The sequence below is a fragment of the Flavobacterium sp. genome, assembly GCF_044371705.1.
In the GTDB taxonomy this organism is placed as follows: Bacteria; Bacteroidota; Bacteroidia; order Flavobacteriales; family Flavobacteriaceae; genus Flavobacterium.
Genome location: NZ_JBILTE010000059.1, coordinates 1 through 14,267, shown reverse-complemented (window position 1 = coordinate 14,267; position 14,267 = coordinate 1). Strand labels below are relative to the sequence as shown.

The window sequence follows — 14,267 nt, the reverse complement described above, 5'->3', positions numbered from 1 at the left end:
TCCGGATGAAAAAACTCTATTAGTGCGTTATTCGACCAAAAACAAACCATGGGAATTGTATGTTGCCGATAACAAATCGAACACGACTTTGCAGCAAATTACATTTTCAACCACCAAAACGTTTGCTAGTTATTCTTGGAAATCGCCCGAAGTTATCACCATCAAAGCAAAAGACGGTTCAAATGTTTATGCTCGAATTTATGAACCAAAATCGGAAAATAAAAACAAAGCAGCCATCATTTTTGTACATGGAGCAGGTTATTTGCAAAATGCTCATAACTTTTGGAGCAGTTATCATCGTGAATATATGTTTCACAATCTCTTAACCGATTTGGGTTACACGGTTTTAGATATTGATTACCGCGGAAGTGATGGATATGGGCGAGATGTTCGAACCGGAATTTACAGACACATGGGCGGACTGGATTTATCCGATCATTTGGATGGAAAACAATTTTTAGTGAATCAAAAAGGAATAGATGCAGGCAAAATTGGTATTTACGGCGGTTCCTACGGCGGTTTTATTACATTGATGGCATTATTGACAGAGCCTGGGGAATTCAAAGCAGGAGCAGCTTTGCGTTCCGTAACCGATTGGGCTCATTACAACCAAGGTTATACGGCTAATATTTTAAACTTTCCTGAAACCGATCCAGATTCTTATAAAAAAAGTTCGCCGATTTATTTTGCAGAAAATCTTCAAGATAGATTAGTGATGCTTCATGGAATGGTCGATGATAATGTGCAATTTCAAGACATTGTTCGATTGACCCAACGTTTCATCGAATTAGGAAAAACTGATTGGGATTTGGCGGTCTATCCGGTCGAAGCTCACGGTTTTAGGGAAACCTATTCGTGGGTAGATGAATATTCACGAATATTAAATTTGTTTAACGAAACGTTATTGAAAGAGGATTAAAAGCTAGCCGCAGATTCGCAGATGATCATTTTTTATTATTAAAATCAGCGAATCAGTGGCAGTATTAAAATATAGTTAATCAAATTAATCCGTGTAAATTTGTGTAATTAGTGTAAAAAAAATAGTATTTGTGTAATGCAATTAAAAGAACTCACAACCAAAGCAGAAATGCTCAATCAATTACCTTTAATTCAGCAATTGTATCCGGATTTCACCCATCAGATTTATTCCGATTTGTTAGAAGAAATGCTACACTATAATTACAAGCAAGTGGTTGTTTATGAAAACGGTGAAAGTGTCGGATTATCCGGTTTTTGGATCGGTACAAAATTGTGGTGTGGCAAATATTTAGAATTGGATAATGTAATAGTTCACCCAAATCACCGTTCTAAAGGTGTTGGAAAATTGCTGACGGAGTATTTGAATCAAAAGGCAATTGAAACAGGCTGTAAATTAGTCGCCTTAGATGCTTACACCACCAATTTTCCGGCACATAAATTTTATTACAATCATGGGTTTGTGCCTAAAGGATTTCATTTTGTTAAATTTTTCGAGGAATAAAAGATGAAAAAAATAATAAGTTTGCTTTTTTTGATTGCAATTGCCTGTAGTTCCAAAGATGCTATTCAGCAAGAATTTCCTATGCCAATTGCTGACTATTATTATACCACCAAAGGCAATCAAACAGTTTTTACAATTGAATTAAAACAACCCATTTCCGGAGCTATTGAAATGCAAACTATGTTCTTCAGATATCAAAATTCTTCAGTAAAAGAAATTTCAAAAAACATATTTGCAGCAACTTTTAGCACACCTGATTTAGTAATGGACGTTGATCCTAAAGAGGAAGCCGTCAATCAGCTACCAAATGTAAAAGAATTCCCCATTCAATTAAAACCTACCGAAGCCGTTTTAGAATACAAACACAAGGGCAAAACAAAACGCTATCTTTTTTCAAATGTGGTAGAAAAATCAAATCAATAGTTTACCTATAAATTTCGGTTGATTTGAACTATTTAAATCAGTCAATCAGTGCCTTTACATTTTTTTAAACTAAATTTGAAGCATTAAATTCAAGAATTCCTTTGGGCATTTACAAATCACTTTTTAAACAAACCGCCATTTATGGGTTAGCCACCGTGCTTCCCAGAATGTTGAGTTTTCTATTAGTACCACTTTATACCGATGTAATGAATTTATCTTCATATGGTAAAGTATCAATTATTTTTTCGTGGTTGGTTTTGTTTAATGTGATTTTATCGTACGGAATGGAAACCTCCTTTTTCCGCTTTTACAACAGCCAAGACGACAAAAGAGCAGTCATTGGGACTTCAACTATTTCTATTTTTTGGACTTCCATTGTGTTTTTGATAGCTTCACTTTTATTCCGAAATACTTTAGCTAGTCTTTCAGAAATTGATGTTGAGTATATCACCTACATTATTTGGATTTTGGTATTGGATGCTTTGGTTATTATTCCCTTTTCTAAATTGAGAGCCTATCAACGATCGGTTATTTATGCCATAATTAAAATTGGAAATGTCGCTGTTAACTTAGGTTTGAACATTTTCTTTTTATTGTATTTACCCAAAATTTCAGCAGCCAATCCGGATGGTTTTCTAGCTAGTTTGTACGTAGATAACTTTCAAATTGGTTATATTTTTGTTGCCAATATTATTGCAAGTTTACTAACATTAATCGTTCTTTCGCCAAATTATTTCCATCTTGAATGGCATTTTGATGCTAAATTGTGGAAGAAAATGCTTCGTTACGGTTTCCCTATTTTCGTTGCTGGATTAGCTTTTGCAATCAACGAGCATTTTGATAAAATTTTATTGGATTGGTTCAATGTGAGTAAATCAGAAATAGGGGCTTATTCTGCTTGTTATAAAATTGGATTGTTCATGGTTTTATTTAGAACAGCCTATTCTTTGGGAATTGAACCTTTTTTCTTTAGCTATGCTAAAAACGAAAATGCACCTCAAACCTATGCCGATGTAACCAAATATTTTGTAATTTTTGGGTCTTTAATTTCATTGTCTGTCATTGTATTTGCAGATATTTTAAAATTATTTTTAATTCCAAATGAAACCTATTGGTCTGCGATGAAAGTAGTTCCGTTGATTGTATTAGCCAATTTATTTTTAGGAATTTATACCAATCTTTCCGTTTGGTATAAGTTGACCGACCGAACCAAAATGGGAGCTTACATATCGATTGTTGGAGCTATTATCACCTTGACTATTAATTTTTTATTAATAGATAAATTCAGCTACATGGGTTCTGCCATTGCAACAATTGCGGCTTATGGCAGTATGATGGCAATTTCGTATTATCTCGGAAATCGTTACTACCCAATTCCGTATGACAAAAATAAAATTGGTGGTTATCTAGGACTTTCCATCCTGTTTTCTTTAGTCTATTTTTACGGCTTCAGAGAAAATTATTATGTCGGCATTGGATTTTTAGCAGGTTATTTTATCTTTATTTATTACAATGAAAAAGAAACCTTGTTACGCATTTTAAAAAAAGCATAAGTACTATGAATATAAAAATCATCAATAAATCACAGCACGCTTTACCCAATTATGAAACAATTGCTTCTGCCGGAATGGATTTGAGAGCCAATTTGGAGTCGCCAATCGTTTTAAAAACTTTAGAACGAGCCATTGTAAAAACCGGATTATTCATTGAATTACCCATTGGCTATGAAGCCCAAGTAAGGCCACGTAGCGGATTAGCGGCAAAAAAAGGAATCACCGTATTAAATTCACCTGGAACAGTTGATGCAGATTATCGTGGAGAAATAGGCGTGATTTTAGTAAATTTATCAACTGAAGAATTCGTGATTGAAAATGGCGAACGCATTGCCCAATTAATCATCGCCAAGCACGAACGTGCAGAATGGATTGAAGTGACTGAATTATCTGAAACATCCAGAGGCGAAGGCGGTTTTGGTAGCACAGGAATTCAATAGCCTTTGGCTTCAGCCATCGGAAAGATAAGATTGATTAATACCGTTGGCTTCAGCCATCGGAAAAACAGATTAAGAATATGAAAATAATAGTACCAATGGCCGGTCGCGGTTCACGACTCAGACCACATACACTAACAGTACCAAAGCCATTAATTCCAATTGCCGGAAAACCAATTGTGCATCGATTAGTTGAAGACATTGCCGGTGTTTTAAATCAACCTATTGATGAAGTAGCTTTCATTATTCACGAGAGTTTTGGTAAGGAAGTAGAAGCAGAATTAGTAGCGATTGCTCAAAAATTAGGGGCCAAAGGGACCATCTATTATCAAAATGTAGCTTTGGGAACCGGTCATGCGATTATGTGTGCCAAAGATTCTTTGAGTGGACCTGCAGTGATTGCGTATGCAGATACATTGATTCGTGCTGATTTTGATTTAGATACAACGGCCGACAGCGTCATTTGGGTGAAACAAGTAGATCAGCCGGAAGCATTTGGGGTTGTGAATTTAAATGCAAATGGAGAAATTATTGAATTAGTAGAGAAACCAAAAGAGTTTGTATCCGATTTGGCGGTCATTGGCATATACTATTTCAAAGATGTAGCCGTTCTTAAAGACGAGTTGCAAGCAGTTCTTGACAATAATATTGTTCATGGTGGTGAATATCAAATTAATGACGGAATCAAACAAATGATGGCAAAAGGCATGAAGTTTGTCCCTGGAAAAGTAGATGAATGGATGGATTGTGGCAACAAAAATGTAACAGTAGAAACTAATTCACGCATGTTGAACTTTTTGCAGCAAGATGGCGAAAAATTAATTGCTACAAATTTAATTTCAGAAAATTCAACCATTATCGAACCGTGTTTTATTGGAGAGAATGTTATGTTGAAGAATGCTACCGTCGGCCCAAATGTTTCGCTGGGGAATGGCTGTAAATTAGAAAATACAACCATTAAAAACAGTTTGGTTCAAAATTTGACACACATAAAAAATGCCACAATAGATAATGCCATGATAGGAAGTCATGTGATTTATAATGGTGCTTTTACAAGTATAAGTATTGGAGATTATTCAGTTTTAGAGTAATAAATTTTAATAATGAGCTCGCTCCCCTCTCCTTTGGAGAGGGGTTGGGGTGAGGTAAAATGGTAAAAAACATAGTACATACATTACTTTTTCTTGGAATTCTTTTCCACTCTATAACCTTGTTGGCACAATCTGAGCCGGATGATATTGCTTTGGATACTGACGAATTTCAGGTTTATTTTTATGAATCACTCAAACAAAAAGGAATTGAAAATTACGACAAAGCTATCACCGCTTTAAATCGATGTGAAAAATTGGAACCTTCCAATCCGGTTGTTTTCTTTGAATTAGGCAAGAACTATTTACTTCGAAAAGATTATATAAATGCATATACAAATTTTGAAAAGGCTACCCAATTAGACCCCGCTAATCGTTGGTATTGGGCCGGTTTATATGATGTTTCCTACGCCCGACAAGATTATGAAAATGCAATTATTCAACTTCAAAAATTGATTACTTTTAAAAAAGAATACAGAGAAGAATTGGTTACACTTTATATGTATTTGCAAAAATTTGATGAAGCTTTGATACTCATTGATGAGTTAACGGCATCGGTTGGAAAATCGATTACACGCGAACAATATCGAGCACAAATCATGAGTATGAACCAATACAAAGGTGAAAATGAGAATAATTTGCTGGCAAAAATAAAAGCAAATCCGAAAGACGAGGTTAATTATATTGCTTTGATTCATATTTATTCAGAAGAAAATAAAGAAGATAAGGCAACGGCAATTGCCAAACAATTAGAAAGAGAAATTCCAACTTCAGATTGGGCACAAATCAGTTTATTTAAAAATTACATCAACGAATCGAATGGAATTAAGTCTGCAGAATCATTGAACAAGATTTTGAAAAGCAGCACTATTGATAATAAGATTAAACATCGTGTTTTTAACGAGTTTTTAATTTTTGCGAATAACAACGCTCAATTTGAACCTGATTTAGAGCAGGCAGTAAGTTATTTTACCCTTAATAATGAGGTGAAAGTTGCCATGGAAGTGGGCAAGTTTTATCAAAACAAAAACAATTGGGACAAAGCTTTGAAGTATTACGAAATGTATTTTAACATAGACCCGAATGATATCGAGAATCAATTACTATTGTTGAATGCTTATGTGGAGAAAAAACAATATTCATCAATAACACTACAAGCAGAAAATGGGTTGGAGCGATTTCCATTGCAACCTGAATTTTATTTGTATGCCGGATTGGCCTATAATCAATTAAAAAACTATAAAAAGTCAAAAGATTATCTCGAAATGGGTTTGGATTACATTGTTGACAACCCCGCAATGGAAGCAAATTTTTATTTGCAGTTAAGCGAAACTTACGGTGGTTTGGGTGATGCAAAAAAAAAGGAAACCTATTTATTGATGGCTCAAAAATTAGTTAAACAAAACAAGTAATGAAAAAAGGAATTATTTTACTAATTTTTGCAAGTGCACTTTTGGGATGTAAATCGAAAGCCGCATTGGCTGAATTGGGGGCAACAAACGTACTTTCCACAAAAAAAATTATTGATAAACATTACGAAAATTCTAAAAATTTTAAAACGGCCTATATTCGGGCACATACGCATTACAAAGACAGCAAGCAATCGCTTACACTAACATCAGAGATAAAAATTAAAAAGGACGAAATCATATTAATTAGCATTCGTTTTGTAGGTATTACGATGGCTAAAGGAATTATCACTCCGACAGAAGTAAAGTATTACGAGAAAAGTGGGAGCAGTTATTTTGAAGGCGATTATACGACTTTGAGTAATTGGTTAGGGACCGATTTGAATTTTGAAAAAGTTCAAAACATGCTAATCGGACAAGCTATGGATGATTTAAGAGTGGCAAAATTCAAAAACACGATAGAAGATAATTATTATAAGTTGGAAGAGATTGCTCCTGGTAGCACACAAAAAACTTTTTACTTTGAAGCTTCTAATTTGTTAATCAAAAAACAGGAGATTGATCAAGCCATTCAAGAAAGAAAATTGTCTGTTTCCTATCCTGAATATAAAGAGTACAAAGAAGGAGTTCTGCCTCTGAAAGTAATTATTGAGGCATTTCGTAAAGAAGACAAAACAAGTATAAGTTTGGAATATAAAAACATTACATTCAATGAAGATCTTACGTTTCCATACAACGTTCCAAGTGATTACGAACGAATTTACATTAACAAATAGCGTTCAAAAAGAAGTATAAATGACAAAGTATATTTTCAGTCTCGTTTTTTTAGTTTTATCTTCTTTGGTTTGGAGTCAGACAGATACTCAAAAAAAATTGGAAGAAAGAAAAGCCCGATTAATGGAGGAAATTCAGCTCAATGAAAAACTATTAAGAGAGCAAAAGAAGAAGGAAAAATCAGTTGTTAATATTATTCAAGCTCAAAATTCAAAAATTAGCTTGAGAGAAAAGCTTATTGTTACCAATGAAATGCAGGCCAAATTATTGAATGATGATATTTACAAAAATCAAATTCAATTAAACAAATTAAACCGTGAACTGAAATTATTGAAAGATGATTATGCAAATATGATCGTTAAGTCATATAAAAGCCGTTCAGAGCGAAGCAGAGCGATGTTTTTATTGTCATCTAGCAGTTTTCTTCAAGCCTATAAAAGGGCTCAATATATGAAGCAATATGCGGGTTATCGAAAAAATCAGGGAGAAGAAATTATCAATAAATCAGCAGAAATTGAGGTTCAGAATAAAAAGTTAGCAGAAGTTAAGAACGAGAAAATACAATTGATTGCAGAACAAGAAAAGGAAAAAAGTGTTTTAGAAGAGGAACGAAAGGAACAACAAAAATTGGTTAATTCCATTAAAAAAGACCAAAAGAAACTAGTTGCAGAGATTAATAAAAAGCAGAAGGAAGCCAGAGAAATTGATCGCAAAATTCAAGAATTAATCCGAGCAGCAATTGCTGAAGCGAACAAAAAAACAGCCAAAAAATCAGGAGCAAAAACGGTCTCCACAGGAACATCATCATCCAAAATCGTTTTAACACCGGAGGGGAAGATTATATCTGATAATTTTAAAGCCAATAAAGGACGTTTGCCTTGGCCTGTTAAAAAAGGATTTGTATCCATTAAATTTGGATCACAACCACATCCGGTTGTTAAAACAACTCAAATAAACAGTAACGGTGTTGAAATTACAACCGATCAAGGTGCAGATGCAATAGCAGTATTTGGAGGTGAAGTTTTTCTGGTACAAATTATTACTCCTATTAAAAAAGCGGTGTATGTGCAACACGGAGATTTTATTACTGTTTATTATAACTTAAGCTCAGTAAACGTTTCTAAAGGGGATAAAGTAAAAGAAAAGCAAGTTATTGGTAAAATTTTCACTGACGGCAACGGCAAAACAGCCATTAAGTTTTCAGTACTACAAAATGATGTTTTCTTGAACCCACAAAGTTGGTTGGTTCCTAATTAATGAACAAATTAAAATACAAAAAGACCGATAATGCTTTATTTATCGGTCTTTTTTATAGTATTTAAGCAGGATTTACTAGGTAAATAGGGCTTTCAATTCTGTCGCATCATGCGGATTCATTTTGCCTGCCAAAACTAAACTCAATTGCTTTCTTCTCAAGGCAGCTTCAAAGCGTTGCTTTTCCAGTTCAGTTTGCGGTTCAATTGGAGGCACACCGATGGGTCGTCCGGTTTCATCAACGGCAACAAAGGTGTAAATGGCTTCGTTAGCTTTACTTCGAATACCTGTTTCACGGTCTTCGGTCCAAACATCGAGAAAAATCTCCATAGATGTGGTAAACGTTCTTGAAACTTTTGCTTCAACAGTCACCACGCTTCCCAAAGGGATTGCTCTGTTAAAAGCTACATGGTTAACCGATGCAGTTACACAAATTCGTCGGGAATGTCTTCTAGCGGCAATACTTGCAGCACGGTCCATACGAGCGAGTAATTCACCGCCAAATAAATTATTTAACGGATTAGTTTCACCGGGCAAAACGATATCTGTTAATATGGTAACGGAATCAGAAGGATATTTAGATTGCATACTTTTTTTTGCAAAGGTAAAAAAAGCAAAGGTACAATAACGATAAAAAAAAAACCCAAAAGTGTCTTCGTTTAGTTTATTTCCTGAATTAGAATCCAGGCATCTTTTGTATGTGTATTCTGTGCAGAAATTTTAGCGTCGCTTGCGGCTTCCATGGTTGGATAACTTCCAATCAAAACCGGAAATAATCCATGTTTATTGGCGTCCAGTTTTTTAGCTTTATAACCTAAATTAATCAAATCTTGAGTAGCACGAATGGCATTAGCTTCATTTCTAAATGCACCAGCAACTACGTGATAATTCATCGCTTCTTCTGCACTTGTTTCATCCAAAGTCAAACTTACAGACGAAATAGGATTTTCAATGAAAAATGTAGCTTGTTGGATCTTCGATTCTATTTTTTGTTGCACCGCTTTTTCCACTAGCAACGTTTCAGTTGCAATTTTTTTATTGTACCATTGGTTTCCAAAAAAGCCCGCCATTCCTAATCCTACAGCAAAAATTGCAGCATATTTTAACCATGGTTGTGCACCTCTTTTTTCAGGAGTAAATTGTATTGGAGTTTTTTCTTCCAAAACTTCCACCTCTTTTTTATATACTTCGCGTTTAACCGGAGGTGATATAAATGAAGCCAACCCAAAGGCATCGGTTAAATAATTTAAACTTTCTAAGGGTTCAAAAATGATATTGTTTTCAGTATTCAACGAAAGTTTTCCTATGTTTTTAATCGAAACTGAGTTACTTGTGTGAAGTTCTTTTTTCCAATTTTGAACGGCATCTTCAATTTGTTCTACTGCTTCAGCATACGATAATCGTTCAGTTTGAGCAATATGATTTGCCAAAAGGCCGTCATTATTCTTTACATTCACATTAAAAGAAATGACTTTTTTGGGTGGATAAAATGTATTGGATATTTCAACCAGTTGAGCCGACTTGATTTCGGTTAAAAAAGCACCAAAACCGGGAACGGTAACACATTGATAGCGATAGAGTAATTGTGAAATAGGTTGATCGATTCTCATAGAAACAAAGAAAAAATAATTCATTGCGGAATCAAAATTTTACGAACAATTTTTATTAACAATCCGATAATATATACTTAATTCCTGATTGTGAAAGGATTGAACTACTTTTTTGTTATTTTATTTTTAAATGTTTCAAAAAAGCCGTTAATTTGAAGTTCATTTATAAGCCATGCAGCATTCAAATTTATACTACACACTTGCGTTGTTGCAAGTAGAAGGAATTGGTGATATTGTAGCCAAGAAACTCATCAATCATTGTGGCAGTGCCCAAAACGTTTTTGAAACCTCTAAAACAAAGCTAAAAGCCATTGACGGAATAGGCGAAGTACTTCTTAAAAAACTCAAAGACAAATCGGTTTTTCAAAAAGCTCAAAAAGAACTGGATTTTATTGAAAATGAGAACATTCAATTTTCTTTGTTTTCAGATGACGATTATCCGGAACGTTTAAAGCATTGCATTGACGGGCCTACCATTCTTTTTTCATGCGGAAATATTCAGTTGCCACAACAAAAAATCATAAGTATTGTTGGGACACGACAAATTACAAGCTATGGCACTGAGATGTGTAAAAAACTCATCGAAGATTTGGCACCTTTAAATCCGGTGATTGTGAGTGGTTTTGCTTATGGTGTCGATATAGTTGCACACCAGGCGGCAATGGAACATAATTTGCAAACCATTGGGGTTTTAGCTCATGGGTTAAACCAAATTTATCCAAAAACACACAAAAAGTACCTAGCAAAAATGGAGCAAAACGGTGGTTTTTTGACGGAATTTTGGAGCACGTCCAATCCAGATAAAGAGAACTTTGTTCGCCGCAACCGCATTGTGGCAGGAATGGCCGAAGCAACGATTGTGATTGAAAGTGCCGATAGAGGGGGCTCGTTAATAACCGCAACATTGGCAAATGATTACAACCGCGATGTGTTTGCCGTACCCGGAAGAACTTCTGATAAATACAGTCAAGGTTGCAATAATTTAATCAAGACTCAACGGGCACATTTGCTAACCTCTGCAGCCGATTTAATCTATATCTTGAATTGGGAATTGGAAAACAAAGCAGCTAAAACCATTCAGAAACAACTCTTTGTTACCTTGGATGACGATGAACAAAAAGTATATGATTTTCTACAAAAAAATGGAAAAGAAGAAATGGATTTAATTGCGATTCACTGCGAGTTTCCAATTTACCGAATTTCATCTATTTTATTGAATATGGAACTAAAAGGGGTAGTTAGACCTTTGCCGGGAAAGAGTTTTGAGGCGGTGTGAATTGTATTATTGCGTCTTTTCCCAAACTACCTCATAAATTGAAAACTGATTGTTTTCAATTTCTTCAATTACAAAAAGATTGGGAAATAATTCGTTGATGGTTTGCTTGTATTGGGCTTCTTTGTCTTTTGTAATCAAAACAAATTAATTTGAAAAATGAATAATATTATTAAAGTAGCGATTTGCAGACTTATCTGTAAATCGCTACTATTGGAATTTTTTTCTATTCTTTATTAAAGACTTTAATGTCCGAAGTCCCTAGATAATTTAAAGACAACACTTCATTATTTATTGTTAATATTTCATAACAAAATTTGCTGTTTTCGCTGTCTGTTAATCTTAAGTAATAATCTTCTGCACCACCAGTTTTTACATTGTAGCGACATTGAGGTGATGTTTGAGATATTTCAAAAGTGAAACTTTCAACGATTGTAGAATTATTATACCAATAACAATTCCCATTTGCAGTAAAAACCCATCTGATATTCGATTCTTCCTCTTGTATCCATGAGCCAACAATATCTTCTTCCGGGCTATTAAAGGAAGAAAAAAGAAGTAAACTAATTAGTAGTATAAAAAGTGTACTAAATAATACTTTAAAATTATAATTTTTCATTTTCATTTTTTTATATACAGTTAATTGAATCTTTTGCAACGTTGAATATACTTTCTCTATGAGATAATCCATTTATACCGCCATTAATTTTCTTTGTTATTTTTTTTACAGTAGTTGTTGAATCAATTACTACAGTATTCATTACATTTTTCTGGTAAAACCACATTGCACTTATTATTGCTATTGTATCATTTGTTTTTAATAATTCCGGATTATTTAAAAAATCTTTGTCTGGGTTATACTTTGAGTTGTAGTAATTTTGAAAATTTGAATAATTTGTTTTACCAGTAAGTTGAAAAATACCTCTTCCCCTATACTTATACCCATCGCCAGATTCCTCTGTACCATTGCCCATTCTGCAACAATATACATAATTTGCTAATGCAGAAGGGTTGTTTACATAATTGTCTGGTTTTCTTTTTGTTATAGTATCAGTTTCTGAAAAATATTTACCAAAAACTTTTAGTATCCTAGCTTTTGTTGTATAACTAGTATTCTCAGTTCTACCTATACCACCTGTAAACTCTCCAACTTCATGGCCTGCTTGTGATAGAAAATGTTGCAATTTTTCTTTATTATTAATGCCAAAATCTTTGCCTTTAGCATTAATTACATTTGCCAAAAGTTCAAGATTTGCATCACTAGCATTTGGAAAAAGTTTTTTTAAATCTTCTTTAGAAGTGTTGCAATCATCATCTAATTCAAGTTCTCCATCAAACGGCACCGTAACCACAGGATCAACGGGAGTTGTAGTTCCTGAGCCTCCAGGCCCTCCTCCAGCAGGAGGCGTAAATCCACCATCGCCACCTGTGCTTCCACCACCTCCGCAACCGCCGCAAACGGCAGTGGTTATCCACCCGCAATTTGTATAGGGCTGATTGCACTTTGGTGAAATTGGTGTGCCACAAGGGCATTCTTCTCCAGGCATATGTCTACCATCGCCCGAACACGAATAATTAGTACATTCATATGTTAATATTTCATACAAAAACTCAGGTACACAACCTGGTGGAAAACCTCTACCGGCTGTAGTTACAATAATATCTCCATCACTAATTGCTTCAATGGTAGAATTTTGCATTTGATAAGCAATACCATTTTGCCCAATTGTATAAGGATAGCCCATCAAATATTGAAAAACTTCACCATCCGTATAAATTTTACAAACATAATTTTCTAAAAGATTGGGTGTTGGGTTTTCACGTTCTATATTAAAAGTATATTGAGTATAATCATCACCAATAATTATTTGAACGTGTTCTTCTTCAATCGAAAAGTTATAGATTGTTGAAGTCAAACGAGCAGCCGTATTTTTTCTTTTTAAGGAAGTTACTCGCTCTCGAAGTTGTTTAGAATTATTAAAAGCTTTTTCTCCGGGTACAACCCAAAGGTTAAGTTTGCCTTGTTTTGCAGATTCAGTTGTTTCAAATTCCTCTTTTTGACATTGCCAAAAAGTTGTACTAATAAAGCATAGAAGCATAATTTTGCTCCACCGCTTTAACGCTGTTCGCTGTTCGCTGTTCGCTGCATTTTTGTTACCATAAATTACAATAGGTTAAGATTAATTCTTAGCAAATTACAAAAAAATAGTTCTAGTTGTATGTTTTGAACTACATTTTTTTCTTACATTATTGAAATAACCTCGTTTAATCTACTGCGTCTTTTCCCAAACTACCTCATAAATTGAAAACTGACCGTTTTCTATTTCTTCAATTACAAAAAGATTAGGAAATAATTCGTTAATGGTTTGCTTGTATTGGGCTTCTTCCTCTTTTTTTAGAATTTCGTCTAGGGTAATTAGCTTTAAGTTGGCTACTTTGTCTTTTTCAACGACTTCAAACTTGTTTTTTTGAAATTCAAAAACAAAAATGTTTCGACACAAAATAAAACGAGTGACGTTTATTTTACGGTGTCGTTTTTGAGCATAGGATAATTTAATTTTCTTCTGAGTGGTTCGATTAACCGTGAATTGACATTCAGCCGTTGCATCTTGTTTGAAAAGGATATAAACCGGTTCTTTCTCTTGAGCAAACAGCACAAAAGTCACTAAAAAATGCAGTACTGTTAAACCTTTTTTCATTTTATAAAAATCCTAGTTTTTCACGAACACGTTGTAAAACTTCGGTTGCTTTTGCCGATGCTTTTGTTGCACCTTCAGCCAAGGCTTTGTCCACTTCTGTTAGATTGTTCATATAGTAGCTATATTTTTCACGTTCGGTTTTAAACCTCTCTGCCAGTAACTCAAAAAAAGCTTGTTTTGCATGGCCATATCCATAATTTCCTCCTAAATAATTGCTTCGCATGGTAGCGATTTGTTCTTCAGAAGCCAATAATTTGTATAAAGCAA

The 14,267-nt window shown here is 34.3% G+C and carries 16 protein-coding genes and 1 pseudogene; 10 read left to right on the top strand and 7 right to left on the bottom strand.

Annotated features, from left to right (window positions below; all coding sequences use genetic code 11):
* From ACIQ2S_RS05885 to ACIQ2S_RS05845, 9 genes are all read left to right on the top strand, one after another.
* Positions 1 to 919, top strand: a 919-nt coding sequence (locus tag ACIQ2S_RS05885; protein WP_396173856.1) for an alpha/beta hydrolase family protein, incomplete at its 5' end; no start/stop codon positions are given.
* A gap of 135 nt (positions 920 to 1,054) precedes the next feature.
* Complete coding sequence (locus tag ACIQ2S_RS05880; protein ID WP_396173853.1) at positions 1,055 to 1,480, top strand: GNAT family N-acetyltransferase; 426 nt, start codon at positions 1,055 to 1,057, stop codon at positions 1,478 to 1,480.
* A 3-nt stretch (positions 1,481 to 1,483) separates the two neighbouring features.
* A complete protein-coding gene (locus ACIQ2S_RS05875; RefSeq protein WP_396173850.1) occupies positions 1,484 to 1,903 on the top strand; it encodes a hypothetical protein in 420 nt (139 codons plus the stop codon).
* A 101-nt stretch (positions 1,904 to 2,004) separates the two neighbouring features.
* Complete coding sequence (locus tag ACIQ2S_RS05870) at positions 2,005 to 3,456, top strand: lipopolysaccharide biosynthesis protein (protein ID WP_396173847.1); 1,452 nt, start codon at positions 2,005 to 2,007, stop codon at positions 3,454 to 3,456.
* A 5-nt stretch (positions 3,457 to 3,461) separates the two neighbouring features.
* Positions 3,462 to 3,896: a dUTP diphosphatase gene (gene dut / locus ACIQ2S_RS05865; RefSeq protein WP_396173844.1), complete on the top strand. Its 435-nt coding sequence runs from the start codon at positions 3,462 to 3,464 to the stop codon at positions 3,894 to 3,896.
* A 77-nt stretch (positions 3,897 to 3,973) separates the two neighbouring features.
* The gene (locus ACIQ2S_RS05860) at positions 3,974 to 4,984 is read left to right on the top strand and encodes a sugar phosphate nucleotidyltransferase (RefSeq protein ID WP_396173842.1); all 1,011 of its coding nucleotides are present in this window, start codon (positions 3,974 to 3,976) and stop codon (positions 4,982 to 4,984) included.
* Positions 4,985 to 5,103: 119 nt separating this feature from the next.
* Positions 5,104 to 6,393: a tetratricopeptide repeat protein gene (locus ACIQ2S_RS05855; RefSeq protein ID WP_396173840.1), complete on the top strand. Its 1,290-nt coding sequence runs from the start codon at positions 5,104 to 5,106 to the stop codon at positions 6,391 to 6,393.
* Entirely contained in the window at positions 6,393 to 7,166 is a 774-nt protein-coding gene (locus ACIQ2S_RS05850) for a DUF4292 domain-containing protein (protein ID WP_396173837.1), read from the top strand. Before ACIQ2S_RS05855 ends, ACIQ2S_RS05850 begins: the two co-directional genes overlap by 1 nt.
* A 19-nt stretch (positions 7,167 to 7,185) precedes the next feature.
* Positions 7,186 to 8,421 carry a murein hydrolase activator EnvC family protein gene (locus ACIQ2S_RS05845; protein WP_396173835.1) on the top strand — a complete coding sequence of 412 codons (1,236 nt, stop codon included), beginning with the start codon at positions 7,186 to 7,188 and terminating at the stop codon, positions 8,419 to 8,421.
* Positions 8,422 to 8,496: 75 nt separating this feature from the next.
* Here ACIQ2S_RS05845 and ACIQ2S_RS05840 read toward each other — a convergent pair whose 3' ends face one another.
* Entirely contained in the window at positions 8,497 to 9,006 is a 510-nt protein-coding gene (locus tag ACIQ2S_RS05840) for an acyl-CoA thioesterase (RefSeq protein ID WP_396173833.1), read from the bottom strand.
* A gap of 71 nt (positions 9,007 to 9,077) precedes the next feature.
* Positions 9,078 to 10,052 (bottom strand): SPOR domain-containing protein, encoded by a 975-nt coding sequence (locus ACIQ2S_RS05835; RefSeq protein ID WP_396173831.1) that lies wholly within the window; start codon positions 10,050 to 10,052, stop codon positions 9,078 to 9,080.
* 148 nt (positions 10,053 to 10,200) lie between these two features.
* Here ACIQ2S_RS05835 and dprA point away from each other — a divergent pair, with 148 nt between their 5' ends.
* The gene (gene dprA, locus ACIQ2S_RS05830) at positions 10,201 to 11,304 is read left to right on the top strand and encodes a DNA-processing protein DprA (protein ID WP_396173829.1); all 1,104 of its coding nucleotides are present in this window, start codon (positions 10,201 to 10,203) and stop codon (positions 11,302 to 11,304) included.
* A 6-nt stretch (positions 11,305 to 11,310) separates the two neighbouring features.
* Here the strand turns inward: dprA and ACIQ2S_RS05825 are convergent, their stop codons facing one another.
* From ACIQ2S_RS05825 to ACIQ2S_RS05805, 5 genes and pseudogenes are all read right to left on the bottom strand, one after another.
* Positions 11,311 to 11,442, bottom strand: a complete 132-nt coding sequence (locus ACIQ2S_RS05825) for a hypothetical protein (protein WP_396173827.1) — start codon at positions 11,440 to 11,442, stop codon at positions 11,311 to 11,313.
* A gap of 85 nt (positions 11,443 to 11,527) precedes the next feature.
* Positions 11,528 to 11,920 carry a hypothetical protein gene (locus ACIQ2S_RS05820; RefSeq protein ID WP_396173825.1) on the bottom strand — a complete coding sequence of 131 codons (393 nt, stop codon included), beginning with the start codon at positions 11,918 to 11,920 and terminating at the stop codon, positions 11,528 to 11,530.
* Positions 11,921 to 11,930: 10 nt separating this feature from the next.
* Positions 11,931 to 13,400, bottom strand: a complete 1,470-nt coding sequence (locus ACIQ2S_RS05815) for a glycoside hydrolase family 19 protein (RefSeq protein ID WP_396173822.1) — start codon at positions 13,398 to 13,400, stop codon at positions 11,931 to 11,933.
* A 171-nt stretch (positions 13,401 to 13,571) separates the two neighbouring features.
* A complete protein-coding gene (locus ACIQ2S_RS05810; RefSeq protein ID WP_396173820.1) occupies positions 13,572 to 14,000 on the bottom strand; it encodes a hypothetical protein in 429 nt (142 codons plus the stop codon).
* Position 14,001: 1 nt separating this feature from the next.
* Positions 14,002 to 14,267: pseudogene (locus ACIQ2S_RS05805) on the bottom strand (tryptophan--tRNA ligase); the annotation flags it as partial.

Excerpts from the sequence above, each read along its gene's own strand:
- ACIQ2S_RS05880 (WP_396173853.1), top strand. The coding sequence starts at position 1,055 with ATGCAATTAAAAGAACTCACAACCAAAGCAGAAATGCTCAATCAATTA.
- ACIQ2S_RS05875 (WP_396173850.1), top strand. The coding sequence starts at position 1,484 with ATGAAAAAAATAATAAGTTTGCTTTTTTTGATTGCAATTGCCTGTAGT.
- dut (WP_396173844.1), top strand. The coding sequence starts at position 3,462 with ATGAATATAAAAATCATCAATAAATCACAGCACGCTTTACCCAATTAT.
- ACIQ2S_RS05860 (WP_396173842.1), top strand. The coding sequence starts at position 3,974 with ATGAAAATAATAGTACCAATGGCCGGTCGCGGTTCACGACTCAGACCA.
- ACIQ2S_RS05850 (WP_396173837.1), top strand. The coding sequence starts at position 6,393 with ATGAAAAAAGGAATTATTTTACTAATTTTTGCAAGTGCACTTTTGGGA.
- ACIQ2S_RS05845 (WP_396173835.1), top strand. The coding sequence starts at position 7,186 with ATGACAAAGTATATTTTCAGTCTCGTTTTTTTAGTTTTATCTTCTTTG.
- ACIQ2S_RS05840 (WP_396173833.1), bottom strand. The coding sequence starts at position 9,006 with ATGCAATCTAAATATCCTTCTGATTCCGTTACCATATTAACAGATATC.
- ACIQ2S_RS05835 (WP_396173831.1), bottom strand. The coding sequence starts at position 10,052 with ATGAATTATTTTTTCTTTGTTTCTATGAGAATCGATCAACCTATTTCA.
- dprA (WP_396173829.1), top strand. The coding sequence starts at position 10,201 with ATGCAGCATTCAAATTTATACTACACACTTGCGTTGTTGCAAGTAGAA.
- ACIQ2S_RS05820 (WP_396173825.1), bottom strand. The coding sequence starts at position 11,920 with ATGAAAAATTATAATTTTAAAGTATTATTTAGTACACTTTTTATACTA.
- ACIQ2S_RS05815 (WP_396173822.1), bottom strand. The coding sequence starts at position 13,400 with ATGCTTCTATGCTTTATTAGTACAACTTTTTGGCAATGTCAAAAAGAG.
- ACIQ2S_RS05810 (WP_396173820.1), bottom strand. The coding sequence starts at position 14,000 with ATGAAAAAAGGTTTAACAGTACTGCATTTTTTAGTGACTTTTGTGCTG.